Source organism: Thermostichus sp. MS-CIW-37 (genome assembly GCF_054060065.1).
Map to the genome: position 1 here is coordinate 39,951 of NZ_JBSSCV010000014.1, position 19,308 is coordinate 59,258.

General features: G+C 57.6%; 20 protein-coding genes. 7 read left to right on the plus strand and 13 right to left on the minus strand.

All coding sequences use genetic code 11. The features are described 5' to 3' along the window. Positions 1-41: 41 nt before the first annotated feature. The 3 genes from ACVWYZ_RS08040 to ACVWYZ_RS08050 form a co-directional block, all read right to left on the minus strand. Positions 42-323 carry a hypothetical protein gene (locus ACVWYZ_RS08040; RefSeq protein WP_414331880.1) on the minus strand — a complete coding sequence of 94 codons (282 nt, stop codon included), beginning with the start codon at positions 321-323 and terminating at the stop codon, positions 42-44. Positions 324-382: 59 nt separating this feature from the next. Next, positions 383-1,063 (minus strand): V4R domain-containing protein, encoded by a 681-nt coding sequence (locus ACVWYZ_RS08045; protein ID WP_457466734.1) that lies wholly within the window; start codon positions 1,061-1,063, stop codon positions 383-385. A 232-nt stretch (positions 1,064-1,295) separates the two neighbouring features. Continuing rightward, positions 1,296-1,781 carry a 2Fe-2S iron-sulfur cluster-binding protein gene (locus tag ACVWYZ_RS08050; RefSeq protein ID WP_457393570.1) on the minus strand — a complete coding sequence of 162 codons (486 nt, stop codon included), beginning with the start codon at positions 1,779-1,781 and terminating at the stop codon, positions 1,296-1,298. 604 nt (positions 1,782-2,385) lie between these two features. Here ACVWYZ_RS08050 and ACVWYZ_RS08055 point away from each other — a divergent pair. After that, positions 2,386-2,919, plus strand: a complete 534-nt coding sequence (locus ACVWYZ_RS08055; protein WP_011432219.1) for a phycobilisome rod-core linker polypeptide — start codon at positions 2,386-2,388, stop codon at positions 2,917-2,919. Here the strand turns inward: ACVWYZ_RS08055 and ACVWYZ_RS08060 are convergent. Then, positions 2,916-3,926, minus strand: coding sequence for an ABC transporter substrate-binding protein (locus ACVWYZ_RS08060; protein ID WP_414344061.1), 1,011 nt, complete (start codon positions 3,924-3,926; stop codon positions 2,916-2,918). The genes ACVWYZ_RS08055 and ACVWYZ_RS08060 overlap by 4 nt on opposite strands. Before the next feature lie 173 nt (positions 3,927-4,099). Between ACVWYZ_RS08060 and cobA the strand changes: the two genes are divergently transcribed. The 3 genes from cobA to ACVWYZ_RS08075 all read left to right on the plus strand — a co-directional run bounded on the left by cobA (position 4,100) and on the right by ACVWYZ_RS08075 (position 7,251). Continuing rightward, entirely contained in the window at positions 4,100-5,656 is a 1,557-nt protein-coding gene (gene cobA, locus ACVWYZ_RS08065) for a uroporphyrinogen-III C-methyltransferase (RefSeq protein ID WP_457466735.1), read from the plus strand. Between the two features lie 63 nt (positions 5,657-5,719). Continuing rightward, positions 5,720-6,544: a 1,4-dihydroxy-2-naphthoyl-CoA synthase gene (gene menB, locus ACVWYZ_RS08070; RefSeq protein WP_414400718.1), complete on the plus strand. Its 825-nt coding sequence runs from the start codon at positions 5,720-5,722 to the stop codon at positions 6,542-6,544. Between the two features lie 5 nt (positions 6,545-6,549). Next, positions 6,550-7,251, plus strand: coding sequence for a DUF1614 domain-containing protein (locus tag ACVWYZ_RS08075; RefSeq protein ID WP_457466736.1), 702 nt, complete (start codon positions 6,550-6,552; stop codon positions 7,249-7,251). Between the two features lie 111 nt (positions 7,252-7,362). Here ACVWYZ_RS08075 and ACVWYZ_RS08080 read toward each other — a convergent pair whose 3' ends face one another. The 7 genes from ACVWYZ_RS08080 to ACVWYZ_RS08110 form a co-directional block, all read right to left on the minus strand. After that, a complete protein-coding gene (locus tag ACVWYZ_RS08080) occupies positions 7,363-7,587 on the minus strand; it encodes a FeoC-like transcriptional regulator (RefSeq protein WP_457402926.1) in 225 nt (74 codons plus the stop codon). 3 nt (positions 7,588-7,590) lie between these two features. Then, the gene (gene feoB, locus ACVWYZ_RS08085; RefSeq protein WP_457466737.1) at positions 7,591-9,894 is read right to left on the minus strand and encodes a Fe(2+) transporter permease subunit FeoB; all 2,304 of its coding nucleotides are present in this window, start codon (positions 9,892-9,894) and stop codon (positions 7,591-7,593) included. Further along, the gene (locus ACVWYZ_RS08090) at positions 9,891-10,505 is read right to left on the minus strand and encodes a ferrous iron transport protein A (RefSeq protein WP_457466738.1); all 615 of its coding nucleotides are present in this window, start codon (positions 10,503-10,505) and stop codon (positions 9,891-9,893) included. Before ACVWYZ_RS08090 ends, feoB begins: the two co-directional genes overlap by 4 nt. A 191-nt stretch (positions 10,506-10,696) precedes the next feature. Next, positions 10,697-11,326, minus strand: coding sequence for a DUF3685 domain-containing protein (locus ACVWYZ_RS08095; protein WP_457466739.1), 630 nt, complete (start codon positions 11,324-11,326; stop codon positions 10,697-10,699). Then, a complete protein-coding gene (locus tag ACVWYZ_RS08100) occupies positions 11,254-11,472 on the minus strand; it encodes a hypothetical protein (RefSeq protein ID WP_011432028.1) in 219 nt (72 codons plus the stop codon). Before ACVWYZ_RS08100 ends, ACVWYZ_RS08095 begins: the two co-directional genes overlap by 73 nt. A 198-nt stretch (positions 11,473-11,670) precedes the next feature. After that, a complete protein-coding gene (cbiT, locus tag ACVWYZ_RS08105; protein WP_457466740.1) occupies positions 11,671-12,276 on the minus strand; it encodes a precorrin-6Y C5,15-methyltransferase subunit CbiT in 606 nt (201 codons plus the stop codon). Between the two features lie 353 nt (positions 12,277-12,629). Then, entirely contained in the window at positions 12,630-13,757 is a 1,128-nt protein-coding gene (locus tag ACVWYZ_RS08110; RefSeq protein ID WP_457466741.1) for a hypothetical protein, read from the minus strand. 210 nt (positions 13,758-13,967) lie between these two features. On the opposite strand from ACVWYZ_RS08110, the gene ACVWYZ_RS08115 reads away from it, so the two are divergent. Continuing rightward, entirely contained in the window at positions 13,968-15,761 is a 1,794-nt protein-coding gene (locus ACVWYZ_RS08115; RefSeq protein WP_457466742.1) for an N-acetylmuramoyl-L-alanine amidase, read from the plus strand. A 176-nt stretch (positions 15,762-15,937) separates the two neighbouring features. Then, positions 15,938-16,816: a glutamate racemase gene (murI, locus tag ACVWYZ_RS08120; protein WP_457466743.1), complete on the plus strand. Its 879-nt coding sequence runs from the start codon at positions 15,938-15,940 to the stop codon at positions 16,814-16,816. 36 nt (positions 16,817-16,852) lie between these two features. Here the strand turns inward: murI and ACVWYZ_RS08125 are convergent, their stop codons facing one another. Then, positions 16,853-17,428, minus strand: a complete 576-nt coding sequence (locus ACVWYZ_RS08125; protein ID WP_457466757.1) for a hypothetical protein — start codon at positions 17,426-17,428, stop codon at positions 16,853-16,855. 407 nt (positions 17,429-17,835) lie between these two features. Between ACVWYZ_RS08125 and fba the strand changes: the two genes are divergently transcribed. Beyond that, positions 17,836-18,915 (plus strand): class II fructose-bisphosphate aldolase, encoded by a 1,080-nt coding sequence (gene fba, locus ACVWYZ_RS08130; protein ID WP_011432022.1) that lies wholly within the window; start codon positions 17,836-17,838, stop codon positions 18,913-18,915. A 153-nt stretch (positions 18,916-19,068) separates the two neighbouring features. Here fba and ACVWYZ_RS08135 read toward each other — a convergent pair whose 3' ends face one another. Next, positions 19,069-19,296: a hypothetical protein gene (locus ACVWYZ_RS08135; RefSeq protein WP_011432021.1), complete on the minus strand. Its 228-nt coding sequence runs from the start codon at positions 19,294-19,296 to the stop codon at positions 19,069-19,071. Between the last annotated feature and the right edge of the window lie 12 nt (positions 19,297-19,308).

A 19,308-nucleotide genomic window follows, 5' to 3' on the forward strand; every position in this document is an offset into this window, starting at 1 on the left:
GGATCGAGAGAGCACAACTGAGAGCCCTGAACAAACCAGAGCTAGAGCAAAGCTCCGCCAAACAAGGCGGCAAAATCCTCAAGGGTAAAGGGATCCTCTGCCGGCAATTCCGGCAGCGGCTCTGAGCGTGGGCAGATGCCCGACCAATTGAAGCCGGCAAAAAACTGTCCCACCGATTGGGCAAAGAGCATGGGGGACTGCGGCGGCGGCTCTTGAGCAAAGGGAGCCTTGGCCGGGGGTCGGTTATCCCAGTTCAACCCCTGCAAAAAGACCGCCAGCGGCTGGGTTAAGTCCAGATCGGTGTCTAAGTTGAAGGTGACCATGGGCGTTTCTCCAAAGTGTCGAGGGATCCCAGAGAGCCTTCAAAAGCCACAAGCAAGCCTCACAACTGGTGCAAACGCTGCTCGATCTCGCGGGCGCTGGCCCCTTCGGTGATCCAAAAATTGGCGGCATCAATGCGTTCTTGCCCGCCCAACAGGAACTTGCAGTAGGTTTCCCCCATGGCGTAGCACTGGATCTCAATGCAGCCCAGTTCTCGCGAGGTCATGGCGGTGAAAAATCCGGCAAACAAACCGGCATAGAGATGGCAAACCGGCTTGCCCACATCCCCTAGGGTGCGAGCCACCATCGAATCAAACAAGTTGATAAACAGGAAGCCTTTTTGTTTGGATTCGGTTTCCACCTCCCACTTGCCCCAGCCCTGAGCCGTAAAAGGCCACCACCAAGTCTCCAGCAAAAACAAAAGGTTGGACTGTTTTACGCCAATCCCATACTCCCGCTCGTACCACTCGGAGAAGTGCTTGGCATCGCGGATGCCCCAATCTCTGCCAATGGTGTACATCACCGCCGCCGAAGCATCTCCCACTTCCCGTTCCAGGCCTGTTTGCAAGCCCACAATAAAGTCTTCGCTGAGCAGGAGATTTTGCGTGTTGTTCCAGTCGATGATTGTGCCCTGATCTCGGTTGAAGCGGAAGAAATCGCGGTAACTGTAGTGGGCATGCTTGTCACGGCCCACAGGCATGGTGACTGCAGGACGGGGATCCGGTCGAGATGTGGTGGCCATGGCGCTCTCCTGATAAAAAATGGATAATTCTAGATTGCAAAGCAACAGGATTTGGTGGGATTTGTAGGGATCAACTGGGCCAGACAATGCCAATGAGTCAACAAAATGAATGGCTAAGCATTCGATAAACTTGGTCAGCTATCTGAGGGATCCAACATTGTTCAATCCTTGGTTGATTGTCTATAAGACAATGCCCGCTGAGCCCAAGGGATCCCTGAATATCGACAATCCATCAAACTTCCCGAGTTTGGGCCAGCGTATTGCCAATGATGCGGAAGTCCTCATTTTCTAGCTGCTTAACAGTAGAGCGAGTGATGATCTTGCCCTGCTCCACCAAAACCTTCCCCGTCCGTGGGTGCAGCAGGTCTTGTTCGGCCCGCCGACCGATGAGCACTTCGATATCCCTCAGCGAGTTCACGTACATCCCCGGCGGCAGCTCCACCACCACGCCATCGGAAACCACCCGCGCCTGACAGGCCAGCCGGGAATTGCTGCGGGCGCTGGTAATGGTCTCCAGAGTCTTGGCCTCGCGGGGGGTGATGGGAGTGAGGCTTTCCATTCCCTCTTTGACGTAAACATGACAGGTGGCACAGATGCCGCGACCACTACATTCCCGCGAGACATGCAGCTCCTCCGACAAAATAGCCGACAGAAGATTGCTGTAGGTATCGACCTCTGAGACGCGAGATAAAGGCTCTAGCCGGATTTGTTTAACCATAGATGGGATCCAAACGCTAAGGGCAGGCAAGAAACCCCGGCGGGCAAGATCTACTGCATAAGCAACGCAAACCAATCACAAAAATTGATTGATCCCTTCCCCTGCAGCCCCCTTGCAGGTCTACAGCAACACCTGAGTCCCCAGTCAATCAAACCAGAGCACTTCACCAGAGCACTTCAAATGATGAGCCCTGCACCTGTGACCCTGGGAGAGGCTGCATTCTTTACTTAACTTGTATTCTGGATCTGGAGCAGGTTATTCTGGATGGAAGTGTCATAATACTTAACTACGAATAAACACGGAATTTTTTTATCGGCTAGAAAGTTACAAAGTGAAATCACGTAAATTGGAGAAAATGACAATCCTTTCGTAAATATTTATCGCAGATCTCCCCCGGTCGTTCTGTCGGCAAGGTAAATCTTAAGTAGAACCTTCACGGTCTTTTATTGGCAATTTTGTTACAGAAGGATGTGCTGAAGTCCGCCGTAAAAGCGTATCGAGCCATTTGCTATTCCCTTCATAATTTCTTTAAAGTAGTCCCCCATTTTGTCTGTAAATCGATCTTTTCTGTTTTTGTTGGCTTCGTCGATTGGGAGCTAGGGTTATGGAATCGCGCCAGCGCCGGCAGGATCCGCAAACGTTGCAAAACCTGTTGCGGGCCGCCTATCAGCAGCTTTTGGAACGCCAGCCCTACCAGCACGAGAAAACAGGAGAGCTGGAGAAAATCGAGCAGGACTTCTTGCGGGGGCGGATCGGGATTAAGCGCTTGGTTCGCCAGATTGGGGGATCCCGGCTCTACCGGCAACTCTTTTTCAGTGCCGGCTGCAACACCCGCTGTGTAGAGCAGGGCTTCAAGCACTTTTTGGGACGGGCCCCGGCCAGCAAGGAGGAGGTGGCCGCCTACCACGACATTTTGGTGCACCAGGGCTTGCAGGCCATGGTCAATGCCTTTATCGACTCGGAGGAGTACCGCCACCAGTTCGGCAACGACCATCTGCCCCACCCCCGCCAACGGCTGAGCGGCCACCCACCTTTGGCCTACTTGCTGACAAACCAAATGCACCGGCGCCATGAGCTGGGGATGCAGGGATCCCCGCTTTTGCACAGTTTGGCGGCGATGGAAGTGGGGATCCCTTAGGCAGTGGGGCCGGGGAGGAAGTCGAGGGTATAGGCTTGGCGAACCTCCAGACCCGCTGCGCCGATCCCCAGGGCCACCATCTCCTGAAAGTAGGTTTGCCAGCGCTGGTGGGTCATGGCGCCGATCCCCAGCGTGGCGGCATCTCCACTGGTGAGAAGGCCGTAGTCTTTTAGGGCTTGGTGGGCGTAGGCCAGGAGGGCCTCGCTCATGTTGGGGTTGTCTTGGCGGATGAGGCGATTGCCGGGGCGGGGATCCTCTAGGTAGCTCTGCCAGCCCTGGATGGAGGCAGCTACAAATTTTCGCACCTGCTCCGGGTGCTGTTCGGCAAAGGGGCGGGTGGTCTCCAGGGTGGTGGCGTAGGGGGAATAGCCGTAGTCGGCCAGCAGAAAAACGACGGGATCAAAGCCCCCCTCCTGGCGCACGCGGAAGGGCTCGGAGGTCACATAGCCCTGCTGGGCAGAAGACTTGTCCAGCAAGAAGGGCGTGAGGCTGAGGTTGTAGGGGCGCTTCTGCTCGTCGGTAAAGCCAAATTTGGCCCGCAAAAAAGGCCAGTAGGTGAGGTTGGCCCCCGGTGACACCCAGATGGGCTTGCCCCGCAGGTCTTCCAGGCGCTCGATGCCCACCCCTGGATGGGCCAAGAGACACTGGGGATCCTTCTGGAAAAAGGCGGCCACGGTGAGAACAGGGATCCCAGCTTGCAGAGCCGCCAGAGCGTCGGGGCTGCCGCCGAGCACAAAATCTGCCGCTCCCCCGGCTAGCAGTTGCAGCACGTTAACCGCCGTTCCCCCCATGCGGATTTCCACCTGCAGACCGTAGTCGGCGTAGATGCCGGTGGCCAGGGCTTGGTAAAAGCCGCCGTGTTCGGCCTGGGCGTACCAGTTGGTGACCAGTCGCAAGGGCCGGGATCTGGCCGAAGAGGGGCGGGAGCCCGCTCCTACTGCTAGCAGAGCAGCTCCACTGGCCAAAAAACGCCGCCGCGGCCAAGGCTCTGGAGTTACACCGGACATAGGCAGGGATCCTCAGGCCCACGCTTTCAGTATCTCGCAAGTAGACCAGTTTTTCCTCAGGCTGGCCACCCCTTGGAAGAGGAGCTGTTGGGAGGCGTCTTCGATTTATATTTGCAAAGCAAGCGGGATCCCCTTCTTACAAGGGGCAAGATCGACATTCCAAGAGGTAGGGCATGGGCAAGGTGTATCTAGTGGGGGCAGGGCTGGGCGGGCGGGCGGGCCTGACGCAGGGAGTACTGGAGATCCTACGGCAGGCTGAGGCTATCTGGATCGACGAGCTGGTGGATGAGCGCTTGTTGGCAGAGTTGCCGCCGCAGGCGCAGGTGTGGCGACGCTCTGGGCCAGGAAGCCTCCAGGAGGGCATCCACTGGCTCATCCAGCGCTGCCGAGAAGGCAAACAGGTGGTTCACCTCAAGTCAGGGGATCCCTTGATCTTTGGCCGCGCTCGCGAGGAGATCCAAGCCCTTAGGGAGGCGGGCTGTCCCTTTGAGATTTGGCCGGGGTTGTCGTCGGCCCTGGCTGGCCCCCTCTGGGCAGGGATCCCCCTGACCGATAAGCACTTAAGCCGCGTTTTTGCCGTGCTGACTGCCCACGATCTAGAGGCCTTGCCCTGGAGCGCCCTGGCCCAGTTGGATACTTTGGTGATTTTGATGGGATCCCGGCAGCGACAGCACATTGGCGCACGGCTGGTGGAGTCTGGGATCCCGGCAGACCGACCGGTGGCCTTGATCTGGGGGGCGGGGCAAGCAGAGCAGCAGGTGTGGGTGGGCACCTTGGCCGAGCTGCAGCAGGGGGAGAGTCAGGCAAAGTTGCCGGGCCTACTGGTGGTTGGGGAGGTGGTGCGGCTGCGGCAGGACTTTTTGCCGGGGATCCCTCCTTTGCCTCCGCCGGCTCCCCTGGCAGGCAAGACGGTTCTCGTCACCCGTTCCGAGGGGCAATCACCAGCTTTTCGGGAGCTGCTACAGGCCCAGGGAGCGCGGGTGCTGGAGATGCCGACCCTGGTGATCCAGCCGCCCACGAGCTGGGATCCCTTGGATGCCGCCATTGCCCGCCTGGGCCAATTCAACTGGCTGTTGCTGACTTCGGCCAACGGGGTGCAGGCTTTCTTTGAGCGGTTGCACCGGCAAGGTCGGGACAGTCGGGCTCTCCACCCCGTACAAGTGGCGGTGGTGGGATCCAAGACCGCTTCCGTGCTCGCCCAGTACGGCATCCATCCCGATCTCATGCCCCAAGAGTTTGTGGCCGAGGCCCTGCTTCAAGTTTGGCCGGAGCCGATCTCAGGGCAGCGGATTCTCTTTCCCAGAGTGGAGTCGGGAGGCCGGGAGGAGGTGGTACAGGGTTTGCGGCAGCGAGGGGCAGAGGTGGTGGAGGTGGCCGCCTATCAGTCTGCCTGTCCGGCGACAGCGGATCCCCAGGTGGTGGAGGCTCTGAAGGCCCGTCAGGTGGACATCCTCACCTTTGCCAGCTCCAAGACGGTGCAGCATTTTGCCCACTTGATCCGGCAGGCAGGGCTGGGCCCAGAGGTGTGGGATCCACCGGTGCAGATTGCCGCCATCGGCCCCAAAACCGCCGAAACCTGCAAAGCCGCATTCGGTCGGGTGGATATCGAAGCGCAGGAGTATACTCTGGAAGGATTGGTGGAAGCCCTCATCCAAGCGACCAACCGTTTCACCCAGCCTTTTCAGGCCGTTCGCGGTAGCAGTTCACAGCACCCAAGGGCTCCTCTATAATGAACCCGCCCATGCCGCCCGCGTCAGCCAGCCGGGCATCCCAAGCAGATACACCCAGACACCATGTGGCAGACGGCCAAGCTCTACGAAGACATCCTTTACGAAAAAACGGATGGCATTGCCAAGATCACCATCAACCGTCCCCACAAGCGCAACGCCTTTCGCCCCAAAACTGTTGCCGAGCTGATCGATGCGTTTGCCGATGTGCGAGAGGATCCCCGTATCGGGGTGGTGTTGTTGACCGGGGCAGGGCCCCACAGCGACGGCAAGTATGCCTTTTGTGCCGGTGGGGATCAAAGCGTGCGGGGCGAGGCTGGCTATCTGGATGAGGCCGGGATCCCTCGCTTAAACGTGTTGGATTTGCAGCGCATCATTCGCTCCTTGCCCAAGGTGGTGATTGCCCTGGTGGCAGGCTACGCCATCGGGGGTGGCCATGTTTTGCACCTCATCTGCGACCTGACCATTGCCGCCGACAACGCCATCTTTGGGCAAACCGGCCCCAGAGTAGGCAGCTTCGACGGAGGCTTTGGGGCCGCCTACCTGGCGCGGGTGGTGGGGCAAAAAAAAGCCCGCGAGATTTGGTTCCTCTGCCGCCAATACACCGCAGCCCAAGCCCTGGAGATGGGTCTGGTGAATGCGGTGGTGCCGGTGGAAGAGCTGGAAGCTGAAGGGATCCGCTGGGCGCAAGAAATTCTCCAGCACAGCCCCTTAGCCATCCGCTGCCTCAAAGCCGCCTTCAACGCCGACTGCGATGGGCAGGTGGGGCTGCAGGAGCTGGCCGGAGATGCGACGTTGCTGTTCTACATGACCGAAGAAGCTGCTGAGGGCAAACGCGCCTTTTTGGAAAAGCGCCCACCTAACTTTCGCCAGTTTCCCTGGCTGCCATAGTTTGTTTGTTTTCATTAATTCCACTTCCCCGAAGGGAAGCGACTGCCTATCTACTCTTTTTACTCCTGCTCTTAGCCTTCCCGTTTCTCTGGTTGGTGGTTACCCTAGATGCGGTTCAAGTTGCTGTTGCAAAGCTCGGATTTTCTCCTAACCTATCTCTTGTGCTGCTGACCCTAGTAATTATTGGGAGTACGATTAATATCCCCCTTTATGAGAGAGTTTCCAAAGTAGCTATGGTACCTGATTCGGATCGATTGTGGACGATGCGCTTCTTTTGGGGTATTCCCTTAAGGCGAATTGAACAGAAAACGATTGTGGCGTTGAATGTCGGGGGTGGTCTGATTCCAACCCTATTGGCCATTTATCAGTTTACCCGTGTTTCGCCAATTTTGATTGTGCTTGTCACGGCTGTGGTGACAATAGTTAGTTATTATTCTGCCCAGGTGGTGCCGAGGATTGGGATTCAAATGAATGCCTTGATTGCTCCCCTAACGGCGGCGATGACTTCTGTGCTATTAACGGCGGGGTCTGATGTTGTGGCAGCACCGATTGCCTTTGCTGGCGGTGTATTGGGAACACTAATTGGGGCTGACCTGTTACACCTGCCCCAAATTGAGCGGATGACTCCAGGCATTCTTAGTATTAGTGGGGCTGGGGTTTTTGATGGTATTGCGCTGTGCGGTTTATCCGCCGTTTTGCTGACTTAGAAATTACTCAGAAATTCCAACAATTCACTTAATTGGTACATTCGGTTGGCTCGTAATTTATTCTGAAAAACGTTCTGAACAACACGACTTATCCCTAAAATTGATCCCCCATTAAGGTGGTTTTTCTACCCACTCGTACAGTTCTAAATCCGTTGAGGCGCAGGAGTGACAGCCCCCACACTTCCGCTGGTGTACGGGGCGCACCCGCCCTTTGCGAATTAATACATCCAGGATCGGACGGAGGGCATCGGCATCCATTTGCCAGTGTTGACATAATTTGGTCAACGAAACTTGCCGGTGCGTTTGCAGATAACGTTGTAGGTCTTGCAAGAGCATCCCTTACCTCCCGGAGGGTACCCGCCGCAAACGGGGGCTACTGACGGCACGCAATCCCCACAAAACCCCCAACTGTACCAGCATGAGTCCCAATACCCACAACAGGGAACGTGCGGGGTGTTCATTAAAAGTCATGAACTGGTAATAAAAGGTGGCAACCCAATAGGCTAGCCCGGTTGTCCAGCCAGCAACAAACACCGTCCAGCCCAGATTGGTTTCCCGATAAACCGCCGCCGTTGCCGACACACAGGGGAAATACAGCAGGACAAACAGCAAAAACGCAATCGCCGCCGTGGTACTGCCAAAGCGGGAAGCCATCTGCCCAAAGATGGTTGTATGCACGCCTAATTCTGCGGCCACTGCCTCCTGATCCCCACTGTCAGCAACCACCCCCAACCCGATTGGGTCCAGCAACTGTTGCCCCAAGGCCGCCATATTGCGGGGAATGCTGGTCACTGCTTCCTGGAGACCCCCCCACAGGTCAAACTCTGCCGGTGGTTCCCCAACCTCTGCCGCTTCCGCCTGCGCCAACTGCCCATAGAGGGAATTCATCGTCCCCACCATCACCTCCTTGGCAAACGTCCCGGTAAATATCCCCACCGTTGCGGGCCAATTCTCCGGTCGCACCCCCATCGGTGCAAATACTGGCGTAATCTGCCGACCAACCGCACTGAGCAGGGAATCGGTACTGTCCTGTTTCCCAAAGGAACCATCCGTTCCCACCGAATTTAACAAGCCCAAAATCATCACCATCACGATAATCATCCGCCCCGCTTTGGTAATAAACGCTTGCAACCGTCCCCAGGCGTGGATGGCTACCCCCTTGAGCGTGGGCAAATGGTAGGGCGGCAATTCCATAATGAAGGGAGCCGCTATCCCCTGTAGCAGGGTGCTTTTCATCACCAAACCCGTAAACACCGCCGCCCCAATCCCAATCAGGTAGAGCAGAAACACCACATTTTGGGCATTTTTCGGAAAAAACGCCGCCCCAAACAGGGCATACACGGACAGCCGCGCCCCGCAGGACATAAACGGGTTCATCAGAATCGTCATCAACCGATCCCGCCGATTTTCCAGGGTACGGGTCGCCATAATGGCGGGGATATTGCACCCAAACCCCACCAGCATCGGCACAAAGGACTTCCCCGGCAAGCCAATCCACCGCATCAGCCGGTCCATCACAAACGCCGCCCGCGCTAAATACCCCGAATCCTCCAACACCGATAACAAAACAAACAACAAGCCAATTTGGGGAATAAACGTCGCCGTTGTCTGAATGCCACCCCCCACCCCATCTGCCAACAGCCCAATCAGCCAGCCGGGAGCGTGGAGTTGTTGCAACACATGCGCCGTGCCGTCCACCGCAATCGTGCCCACCCCTATATCAAAAAAATCAATAAACACACCCCCCACGTTAATAGCGATGAAAAACATGACATACATAATCACTAGGAAGATGGGAATTCCTAACCAACGGTGCAACACCCAGCGGTCAATCCGCTCCGAAATGGTTTGGCTGACCTGCCCAGGCAGAGTAACTGTCGCCGTCACCACCTCCCGAATCCAGGTGTAACGGACATCAGCAATCAATAGGTCAATCTCTTCCCCCAGGGTTTGGAGCATCTCCTGCCGGTACTGCTGGAAACGGCTTGGTAATGCCGGTGAGTCGTTCGCCCTATCCGCCGATTGCAACCAGTACAGCACTGCCCAAGGGGAACCCAGCCCTTCCTCGTGGGACAGTTCGGTAAACGCCTGCTCTATCAGCGGGGGATAAACGGGGCGCACCCCCGACCCCTGCGGCTGGGTCAATGCCTGCCGGATGACTGCCTTAAGTTCTGCCACCCCCCGCCCCCGATGGGCGCACAAAGGCACCACCGGACAGCCCAACCGCCGTTGCAACCCGGCGAGGTCAATCCGCATCCCCCGCCCCGCCGCCTGGTCCATCATGTTCAGGGCAAGCACCAGCGGCACCCCCATCTCCAAAAGCTGGGTGGTCAGGTAAAGATTCCGCTCCAGATTGCTGGCATCCAGGATATTCACCACCAGGTTGGCTTCACCGCTGAGCAGGTAATCCCGTGCCACCTGTTCATCCAGCCCCGTGCCCCCCGCTGCCACATCCAGGGAATAAATCCCCGGCAAATCCACCACCGTCACCGTTTGCCCCTGATCCCGGTAGGTGCCCTCCTTGCGTTCCACCGTCACCCCTGCCCAGTTGCCCACCCGTTGGCGTGCCCCCGTCAAGGCATTGAATAGGGTCGTTTTCCCACAGTTGGGATTTCCCAGTAAGGCAATCGTCCGCTTGCTCATTGCCCATCGCTCCCTAAATTTGCTTCTCCCTCCACCGGCACCACCTGCAACACCGCCGCTTCCCCTTTCCGCAGACTCAGGGCAAACCCCCGCACCTCAATTTCCGTCGGGTCTCCCAAGGGCGCATGGCGTTTCACCTGCAGGATCGTCCCCGGCGTTAAGCCCATCCCCAGCAATTTCCGCTTGTAATCCCCCGCTCCCGGCGCATAGCCCACCACCCGCACCCGACTGCCAATAGTCGCCTCCCCCAAGGTCATCCTGGGCATTGCCGCCTCCCATCGCTCGACACCAATCCGTTCCGCCATACCCGCCCCCAACCCCCACCGCTGACCTTGACATTCCACCAGCACCGACCCGGAATCCAGATGGCTCAGCACCGTCAGCACCGCCCCCTGGGTGATGCCCATGCCCACCAACCGGGGATTCGCCTCGCCGCAATCCACCCGCACCACCCGCACCCGTTCCCCTGCCCGCATTTGAGATAGGGGCATTATTTGCAAATTACCTTCACTAGCAATTCCCGGCTTAGCCCGGCTCACTGCCGCCTCGTTGACATAGGTAAAACCCAGTTTTTGACCGTTATTTCCCGGCTGACTCCCTGAATGTGGCACCAGAACCTCCTTGATTATTAGTGGCGTTTGTAATAACTTTAGACCTGAACATAATAAATATTATTCTCAATTAAAACTAATGAATATTATTCTCAATTAAAACACAAAGGCAACCCGACGGCGCCCCTGCCTTAAGCAAGTTTTAATGCTCAGGACGCCAAATTGTTATCAAATATTACGGATGGGATGGATTATAACTGGGAGGATTCTTGGGAGCGATTGTTTTGCAATGTACTGCCAATACCCTGCAAAATCCCCCGCCCAATCAAGCCCAAGCCCCGCCCAATGATCCGGGTGAGCAGATAGGCGCTGGTACGACCAATGTAGTTTGCCACCGCCCGCAGTACGGGTGCCACCGCATCCTGAAACTCCAACCAGAGGGTGACCAGCCAGGGAATGCCCCCGAGTTGCGCCAGTTCCGCCGTGCGCCCCGCATACACCGGGTACTGGACAATCGTTTGGTCTTGGATACGCAACAGTTGATAACAACTCTCAAAAATCGCCCGGGGTTCGTCCCAGTAGCGTTGCCAGCGGTAGCGTTGGGAAAGTTGGTTGCGGAGCCGTTCGGTTTCCCGGGTAGAGAGCAGGTTGCGGCGATAAAACCGTTGCTTCACCGATTCATGGTGGGGAAAGCAGTTGAGCAGGGGTTGCACCACCCCGTTGGCGACCTGGATCACCAGATTTTCCAGGAGGATGGCGGCAAAGTTACTGCAGGAGCTGGGATCCCAATTTGGGAAGCTTGCGAACCCTAAATGCCTGGGGACTTGCTGGGTGGGCTTTCTTCGGCTACTGCTTGCCTGCGTCGATCCCCGATGCCGCAATCACCACAGCATTCCGGTCGCTTGAAGTCGTCCCAATGGATGCAAGCCCGGCAGCCTTTCAGCATTTCCGGCCAGCGCTCCCGAATCAACAGTTGCCGCAGTTTGACTTCCCGTGACTCCTGAAAGGGGTGTTGGAATTGATCCATAGCTATTGGGTTTCCCAGCTCTCTTATCTGGTATAAAAGCAGATTTGAGTTTGGGATCGAGAAATATCAGTATAGCTTAAGGTTTGGGTGACCCAATCTTTTCTGCTGGTTCTAAGACAGCCGAGATAAATCAATCCACTTTTATCCATCACCTTAGGAAAAGATTTACCAAAAAAATGTAAACAGTTTACACAAAACTTAGCCCATTTTTTCTCCGCTCAAAACAAAGGTGGGATCCAGTGCCAGCAGCATTTGAGTCCGACCGCGGTGTTCCAGGCGGTTCACCGCCGATTGAATCACCTCCACATGATGAGCCCGCACAGCGGCCAGGCCGGCAGAAAGGCCGTAGAGCCCATCCAAAGAGTTGGTCGTCGCCACGACCCGCCCGTTGGGGCTGAGATGGCTCCAGCAGGCTTCCAAGATCTCGCGTAGGGGGTGGCCTCCCTCAATGCAGATGCGATCCGGTGCCGGAGAAAGGTGTTGCAGACAATCGGGGGCAGTACCTTGAATCACCTGCACGTTGGCGAGGCCAAATTTCCGGCAATTGCTCTCGATCAGGCTGACCACCTCTGCATCTCGCTCGATGGCGATCACGCGAGCTTTGGGGCACAGAATGGCTGCTTCAATGGCAATGGTGCCGGTTCCGGCGCCGATATCCCATAGGCAGTGGTTCTCTCCCAGGCGCAACTGGCTTAGCACCAACACGCGCACCTCACGAGGGCTCATCGGGATCCCTGGGATGCGTTCAAAGGCAGAGTCTGGGATCCCTGGGGTGCGGTAGGGCCAAGAGAAGGCGGCTGACATGGGTAAAGTACCGTTGCAGAGGAAGTTTGTCTATACATATCCCTCAGGATAGAGCGAATGCTCAACAGGCCATCTCCAACCTGATAGGGGTGCCGCTTCTCCCGCCCAATCATTGCCCAGATGGGCACCACAAACGCCCTCTGAGCTCAACGGAGTGGTTGGAGCAATTCCCAACCGGCAAAGCTGCAGTCCAAAACCAAAATGATCCTGCCCCCTTGAGGAATCGAGTTGGACACTAGGGAAGTTCTGGAGATAAGCGGGATCCCTTTTACCCAAGAGCTCATTTTGCGCCGGATGTAGCTGGTGCTGCCGGAAAAAGTTGTAGTTGGGGCAATGTTCAGTACAAGAGGATCTTAAGAACGTTTCCTTGAACTGGAGCCTATCAAACCATCCATCCAAAGAATAAGCTTTGCTCGCAGATACAGCCAAATCTCATCATTTGCCCGCAACAGGAATAGAACATATAGGCTCAATACGACGAAAACACACAGGTTCCCTAAAAAAGTGTAGGTTTGGATAATTCGATCGGTGCTCCAGCCAAAGTCGTAGTTTAGGCGGTTCATATCCCCCCTGGCATCTCCTTGGCCGCCCAACAAAGTTCCCCAGGGAACCTCGGCCAATCCCAGTCTGATGCTGTGCCATTCCCAAAAGCTTCTCCACAGGCTGCTGCTCGCGATCCCCAGCACGACAAATCGCAAAGAGTCCCATCGCCAACGATCTGGCAAGGGAAAATAAAAGCTGGCCATCAGAAAGGTGCTGAGATAAAATTCTCCTCCAACGCCGCTAAAGACAAACAACATCTCCCAGGTGCGATTGGGCATCAGCCAGGTCATGTAAAACTGCAATAGAGCAAGAAAGATGGCCAGCACCTGCAGCCACCCAATCCGCTCCTTGCGGGCTGACCAGAAGAGTAGAATCAGTAAAAAGAGGATTCCAAAATACACAAAGGGATCCCTCTGCGAGCTAACGCTTGTCCAGCCGATGGGCAGAGGCAAAGCCCGATACCCGCTCCACCAGGCGACGGTGGCATGGCCAAGTTCGTGGATCCAAATGTGAAGAGGCAAATGCAACAACTGCAACAAGCCTATGTTGTTCACCATCAGGGCCACCGCAAACGCAGCCGGGTAAGCCCAAGCGTTCACCGACCAGTTGCCAAAAGAAAACCGATCCCAACGCCGCCGGGATCCCAGCTTTAGGCTCTGCCGCCAGAGCAAACGTGAGCCGCGGAAAGCGCAAATTTCCACTTGCTCCAGCCGTGGGATCCGCAGTTGCTTCAAGATCAGAAACAGTTGGGCAGCGGCAACTTGGGGGGAGAGCGCAGGCTGGTACAGGGATCCCAGCAGGTGGACGTGCAGGGTCTCGTCGGCAAAGTCTACTCGAGCACACCAGCGACGCCGCAGCAGCTCCATCCGCACAACCTGCACAATCGACTGGGCGTGTCCAGCTCGGGCCAGGGTTAGGAGATCCGGTGGTTTGGGCATCCCAAGATACCTCGCCGGAGAACAAGCAGGAAGAAGAAGGGGCGAGCCTCTACCCATCATCCCCCAGCCCTGCAGGCAAGAGCGGAATTGCGCTCCTTCCCAGGCTGCTCCGAGGGCAGGTTGGTATAGTTGAGGGCAGCAGGTGTGGGGAGTGGATGGAAGGTCATGCCTGAATTCGGCAAGCCGAGGTCAAGGCGGATATGGGGGGCGATGCTGCTGTTGAGCTTGGCGGGAGCAGGACTGTTTCCCCCTCCCTCTGTCCAGGCCCAGACGACCACAATCCCAGGGTTATCTCGCATCGACCGCTGGCACTACGACCCTCAGCAGGGGCGGCTGGAAGTCAATACACAGGGAGAGGTGCGGCCTTTCCTGTTTGTTCTGCAAAACCCCCCCAGAGTGGTGCTGGATTTTCCCAACACCCGCTTCGGACGGGAGCCCCAGACCCAGACCTTTGCAGGCCGTGTCGCCTCTGTGCAGATTAGCCAGCTTACGGATACCATCACCCGTTTTGTGCTCTATCTGCAGCCGGATCAGCCCCTCAGCCTTAACCACCTGCAACTGCTCACCGCCGGCCCCTCCCGCTGGGCCGTTCAATTCACCCAGGCCGCTCCCCCTTCGCCGCTGTTTCCCCCCTCATCTGCCGGCTCATCAGCTCCCATCCCACTGCCCCAGAGCCAAGCTGTCGGATCCCCCCCACCCCTGCCTGTCTCCCGCTCCGGCCATCAAATTTTAGAGGTATCCCCGCAAGCAGAAGGCTTTTTTATCCGTACCCAAGGCAGCCCCTCCACTACGGTGCGGCGCATCCTCGATCCGGATCGGGTAGTGGTGGATTTTCTCAACACCACCCTCAGCCCTGCCCTCACCCAGCGAGCTTATGTCATCAACCGTCTGGGGGTTTCGCGGCTGCGTATCGGGCAGTTTGAGCCCACCGTTGCTCGGGTAGTGCTGGATGTGGATTCCTCCGGTGGCGACTGGGAAGCCCGCTACGACCCACAGCGAGGTGGGATCTGGATCCAGCCTGCCGGCGGTGCTGCCCAGGCCAGCCTTTTGCCCGAGGTCAGCTCTGTCAACAGCAGTGGGCCGCTGGCCACGTTGCAATCGGTTCAGCTCCAGGGCAACCGGTTGATCATCAGCGCCGATGGATTCATGTTCTACCGGGCCGGCTGGGATCCCGAGAGTGGTGGCTACCGCATCAACGTGGCGCCCGCTCGCCTGCCCCAGTCTATGCCGGATCCCGGCTTGCCGGTTGGAGGGCCGGTGGAGCGGATCCGCTTTGTCCAGGAAGATGCCCGCACGGTCAGCATTCTGGTGCAGCCCGCCGAGGAGTTCAATGTCTTCGAGCCCAACCCCGGCCAGGGATCCCGCCGCATTACCTTGGAGCTGCGACCTCTGAATGCTCCTCCACCAATACCTCAGCCGCAGACGCCCGGCCCTGCCTCCCCTTCCACCCCCCAATCTCTGAACCGGACGGTCATTGCCATCGACCCCGGCCACGGGGGACGGGATCCCGGTGCCATCGGGGTGGATGGGATCCAGGAGAAGGACATCGTGCTCTCTATTTCCCACCAGGTACGACGACTGTTGCAGGAGCGGGGGTACGGGGTGGTGATGACCCGCACCGATGACCGGGAAGTGCTGCTGCAACCGCGGGTGGATATGGCCGTTCAGGCCAACGCTGCCCTCCTGGTGAGCATTCATGCCAACGCCCTGGATCGCTCCGGCATTCACGGCATCGAGACCTATTACCTGCGACCCGATAGCGCCGAGCTGGCCGCCATCTTACACCGCAGCTTGGTCAGGGCTACCGGCGCTGCTGACCGGGGGGTGAGACGGGCCCGCTTTTTTATGGTGCGGGAAACACCTGTGGGTATGCCCTCCGTGCTGCTGGAGTTGGGATATGTAACCAACCCAACCGAAGGGCGAAAATTGGCTACTGCCGAATATCAGGCTATTTTGGCGCGGGCTATTGCCGATGGTATTGAGACCTTCTTGCGCAGCCGCTAGCCGTTGGCTGAGCTTGTTCATGTCTATCGGATCTCTCAATTGATCCTTAACTGATCGAATTGACGATCCAGTTGGCCCAGTTGATCTCAGAGGGAAGGCAGGAAATCTGTCGCCGAGATTCTCGAAAGCAGGGTAGGATACAGCAGCTTAGGCCAAGGTGTTGAGGAGAATGGAGCATGCAGTGGGAGTGGAAATCAGAGCCAGATCCCAGTTGGCCAATTGGGGTGTTTGACAGCGGCTTGGGCGGGCTGACGGTTTGGCGAGCCTTACGCCGCCGACTCCCCCAGGAACGGCTCATCTACTTCGGCGACACAGCGCGGTTGCCCTATGGGGAACGCTCGCCAGAGGAGATCCTGGCCTTTGTGCGGCAAATTCTGACATGGATGCAGGCGCAGCCGGTGAAGCTGGTGGTGATGGCCTGCAATACCAGCTCGGCCTTGGCTCTGGACCACGTGCGGCAGGAGTTTGCCCTGCCCGTTCTGGGGTTGATCCTGCCCGGCGCCCAGGCAGCACTGGCCCAAGGATCCCGCATTGGGGTGCTCGCCACGGTGGCCACGGTCAAGAGTCGCGCTTACTCAAGAGCCATTCAAGAGTACAGCGCTCTGGATCCCAAACGTTTTCCGTACCCCGTTTACTGTTGGGAGCAGGCCTGCCCTGAGTTCGTCCCTCTCATTGAAGCCGGATGGCTGGATAGCCCTGCTCTGCGACAGGCGGCTGAACGCTACCTGCAACCGCTGTTGCAACAGGGGATCGATACTCTTGTCTATGGCTGTACTCACTACCCCCTGCTGGATCCAATCCTGAAGCCTTTGCTGCCGTCCTCGGTCAAACGGGTAGATCCAGGGATGGCGCTGGTGGGATCCCTGGCCCGCGAATTGAGCTTGTGGGGCTTGCGCCGCCCCTCGACCGCTGCCCAGGAGGAACCCCACCGTTTCTGTGTGAGCGGGGATCCAGAGCGGTTTGCCCAGTTGGCCGCCCCTTGGTTGGGCTTTCGGCCCCAGGTGGAGCGGGTGGAATTGCCGGCTTTGGATGTCAGCAACTCCCTCCGCCCCTGAGCGCCCTTCTCCTCGGGGATAAAGATTGGGGGCCCCTCAACGGGTCATCACCTGCAAGGGGAAACGTTCCGCCAACTCCCCTTCCACCTTGGGTAGCCATTCCTCTTGGAACACCCACACCTGCCCCTGCTGTACACGGCCATCGGGGTTTTGCGTCAGCTCCAGCCAGTACACAAATTGGTTTCCCCGCAGCACCACCCCTTGGATGGCAAGGGCCAAGGTATAGCCCGGACTGCCTGCCAGAGCTTCTGGGGATGGGTAGCGAATCACCTCCACTGCCTGATCCAGATCGGCGGCGATCTCCGGCCCATAGACATCGCGAATGGCTTGAAAGAGATCCTCTGCTGTCAGTCCTTGGGGGCGAAAGAACGTCATCCGTTCCGAGCGAATCGTCTCCCGATCCAGCGGGTTGATGATCCGTCCCGGCGGAGCCACCGAAGCCAAGAACGTAAAGCGGGATCCATCTGGCTCCACTCGGTTGATGTTCAGGGTTTCGCCCGGACGGGGCCGCAGCACAGGATTGTCCCTCACCCAGGCTGCCGCTTGATCCGGAGATTGCCCAGGGATCCCCCAAGCTGCCGACCGAAGGCCCGCCACTGCCCAGCAGGCCATTGCCAAACCGGTTCCTCGCACCCAGCGCAGCCTTTTGCCCCAGCAGGACAGAGCCCTTGTTGGCTTTGCACCCAAGACCGGCCAGCGATCGCAACGCACGTTCCCATTCCTCCGGGCGAACAACACAAAACTGAAAGAGATCAATTGAGGTAAGAGATCAATTAGGCGGGCATGGGCAGAACCATCCTCGATGCAAGCGCCCAACAGTCTTGCCCCTCCCCACTGTATCTGAAGATGTCGGTGCGCCTGTTGCGCCTGAGCGCGAGCATCACGGCCAATAGCTGCAAGGATCCCTCGGCAAGATGCGCAGATCCCCGGCGGCTTATCCGCCAAAACGTAAAAAGTATCTTAAGATCAACGGTAAGCAAATCTCATACGCACTAGGTCAGCACCTCAGGAGGTAACCGATGGCTCTCGTTGCAATGCGGACGCTGCTGGATCATGCCGCCGAACATGGCTACGGCATTCCTGCCTTCAACGTCAACAACATGGAGCAGATCCAAGCAATCATGCAGGCAGCCCATGAAACCAACAGCCCCGTTATCCTGCAAGCCTCTCGAGGGGCACGCAAGTATGCGGGCGAGAACTTTCTGCGGCACCTGATCCTGGCGGCAGTGGAGACCTACCCCCACATCCCCGTCGCCATGCACCAAGACCACGGCAACAGCCCGGCTACCTGCTATTCCGCCATCCGCAATGGCTTCACCAGCGTCATGATGGATGGATCCCTCAAAGAAGATGCCAAAACCCCGGCCAGCTACGAGTACAACGTGGCCGTGACCTCCGAGGTGGTGAAAGTGGCTCATGCAATCGGGGTAAGCGTGGAAGGAGAACTGGGCTGCCTGGGATCCCTGGAAACGGGCCGTGGGGAAGCGGAAGATGGCCACGGCGCGGAAGAGGCGCTCAGCCATGACCAACTCCTCACCGACCCCGACCAAGCGGTGGACTTTGTGGAGCGAACTCAGGTGGATGCGCTGGCCGTAGCCATTGGTACCAGCCACGGCGCCTACAAGTTCTCCCGTAAGCCCACCGGCGACATTCTGGACATGGAGCGTATCGCCGAGATCCACCGCCGCCTGCCCAACACTCACCTGGTGATGCACGGTTCCTCCTCGGTGCCCAAGGAGCTGATCGACATCATCAACGAATACGGCGGCTCCATTCCCGAGACTTACGGTGTGCCGCTGGAAGAAATTCAGCGGGGCATCCAAAATGGAGTGCGCAAAGTAAACATCGACACCGACAACCGCCTGGCCATCACGGCTGCCGTGCGCCGCGCCCTGGCCGAGAATCCGAAAGAGTTTGATCCCCGCCACTTCCTCAAGCCTTCCATCAAGGAAATGCAAAAAGTCTGTGCTGAGCGCTACATTGCCTTCGGCTGTGCTGGCCATGGCACCAAAGTTCCGGTGGTTACCTTGGATGAGATGGCAGCCAAGTATGCTTCTGGAGCTTTGGCGGCTCAGGTGAAGAAGACCGTTGCGGTCTAGTCCCCACATCCTGCAAGAACTCTGGAATGCTTGCCGGGGCGCTTCCAGGGTTTTCCTTGGAGATCAGCTAGGTCACTGGACTCAGATTCGACAAATAAGGGGATCCAGCTGGGATCCCCTTTTGCTTTGGAGGAACTTGATGCGTTTTGGGGGTCAGGCAGCTTTTGCCGCAGAACGTTTTTCCGTCTCAATTTGATGGTTCAGCAACGCCAAGCTTAGGCAGTCCAACAGTTCCAGGTCAGCCTCAGAGTAGCGCCGCTGAAAGAGCAGCTCATTGATGCGGTTCTCTTGGCCCAAGCTGAGGAAGCTGCTGCGGAACACCTGCTCCACGATTTCTTGGATGCTGGAGGGCAGAGTAACAGAGTCAAGACTTGTATTCATGGCTGGTTCTGT

Bases quoted from the DNA above. Each gene is read 5' to 3' on its own strand.
- ACVWYZ_RS08055 (WP_011432219.1), top strand. From the start codon at position 2,386: ATGGAATCGCGCCAGCGCCGGCAGGATCCGCAAACGTTGCAAAACCTG.
- feoB (WP_457466737.1), bottom strand. From the start codon at position 9,894: ATGAGCAAGCGGACGATTGCCTTACTGGGAAATCCCAACTGTGGGAAA.
- ACVWYZ_RS08040 (WP_414331880.1), bottom strand. From the start codon at position 323: ATGGTCACCTTCAACTTAGACACCGATCTGGACTTAACCCAGCCGCTG.
- ACVWYZ_RS08080 (WP_457402926.1), bottom strand. From the start codon at position 7,587: ATGCTCTTGCAAGACCTACAACGTTATCTGCAAACGCACCGGCAAGTT.
- ACVWYZ_RS08125 (WP_457466757.1), bottom strand. From the start codon at position 17,428: ATGGCCTGCTGGGCAGTGGCGGGCCTTCGGTCGGCAGCTTGGGGGATC.
- cbiT (WP_457466740.1), bottom strand. From the start codon at position 12,276: ATGTCAGCCGCCTTCTCTTGGCCCTACCGCACCCCAGGGATCCCAGAC.
- ACVWYZ_RS08135 (WP_011432021.1), bottom strand. From the start codon at position 19,296: ATGAATACAAGTCTTGACTCTGTTACTCTGCCCTCCAGCATCCAAGAA.
- ACVWYZ_RS08115 (WP_457466742.1), top strand. From the start codon at position 13,968: ATGCTGCTGTTGAGCTTGGCGGGAGCAGGACTGTTTCCCCCTCCCTCT.
- cobA (WP_457466735.1), top strand. From the start codon at position 4,100: ATGGGCAAGGTGTATCTAGTGGGGGCAGGGCTGGGCGGGCGGGCGGGC.
- ACVWYZ_RS08060 (WP_414344061.1), bottom strand. From the start codon at position 3,926: ATGTCCGGTGTAACTCCAGAGCCTTGGCCGCGGCGGCGTTTTTTGGCC.
- ACVWYZ_RS08050 (WP_457393570.1), bottom strand. From the start codon at position 1,781: ATGGTTAAACAAATCCGGCTAGAGCCTTTATCTCGCGTCTCAGAGGTC.
- ACVWYZ_RS08110 (WP_457466741.1), bottom strand. From the start codon at position 13,757: ATGCCCAAACCACCGGATCTCCTAACCCTGGCCCGAGCTGGACACGCC.
- ACVWYZ_RS08045 (WP_457466734.1), bottom strand. From the start codon at position 1,063: ATGGCCACCACATCTCGACCGGATCCCCGTCCTGCAGTCACCATGCCT.
- menB (WP_414400718.1), top strand. From the start codon at position 5,720: ATGTGGCAGACGGCCAAGCTCTACGAAGACATCCTTTACGAAAAAACG.
- murI (WP_457466743.1), top strand. From the start codon at position 15,938: ATGCAGTGGGAGTGGAAATCAGAGCCAGATCCCAGTTGGCCAATTGGG.
- ACVWYZ_RS08100 (WP_011432028.1), bottom strand. From the start codon at position 11,472: ATGGATCAATTCCAACACCCCTTTCAGGAGTCACGGGAAGTCAAACTG.
- fba (WP_011432022.1), top strand. From the start codon at position 17,836: ATGGCTCTCGTTGCAATGCGGACGCTGCTGGATCATGCCGCCGAACAT.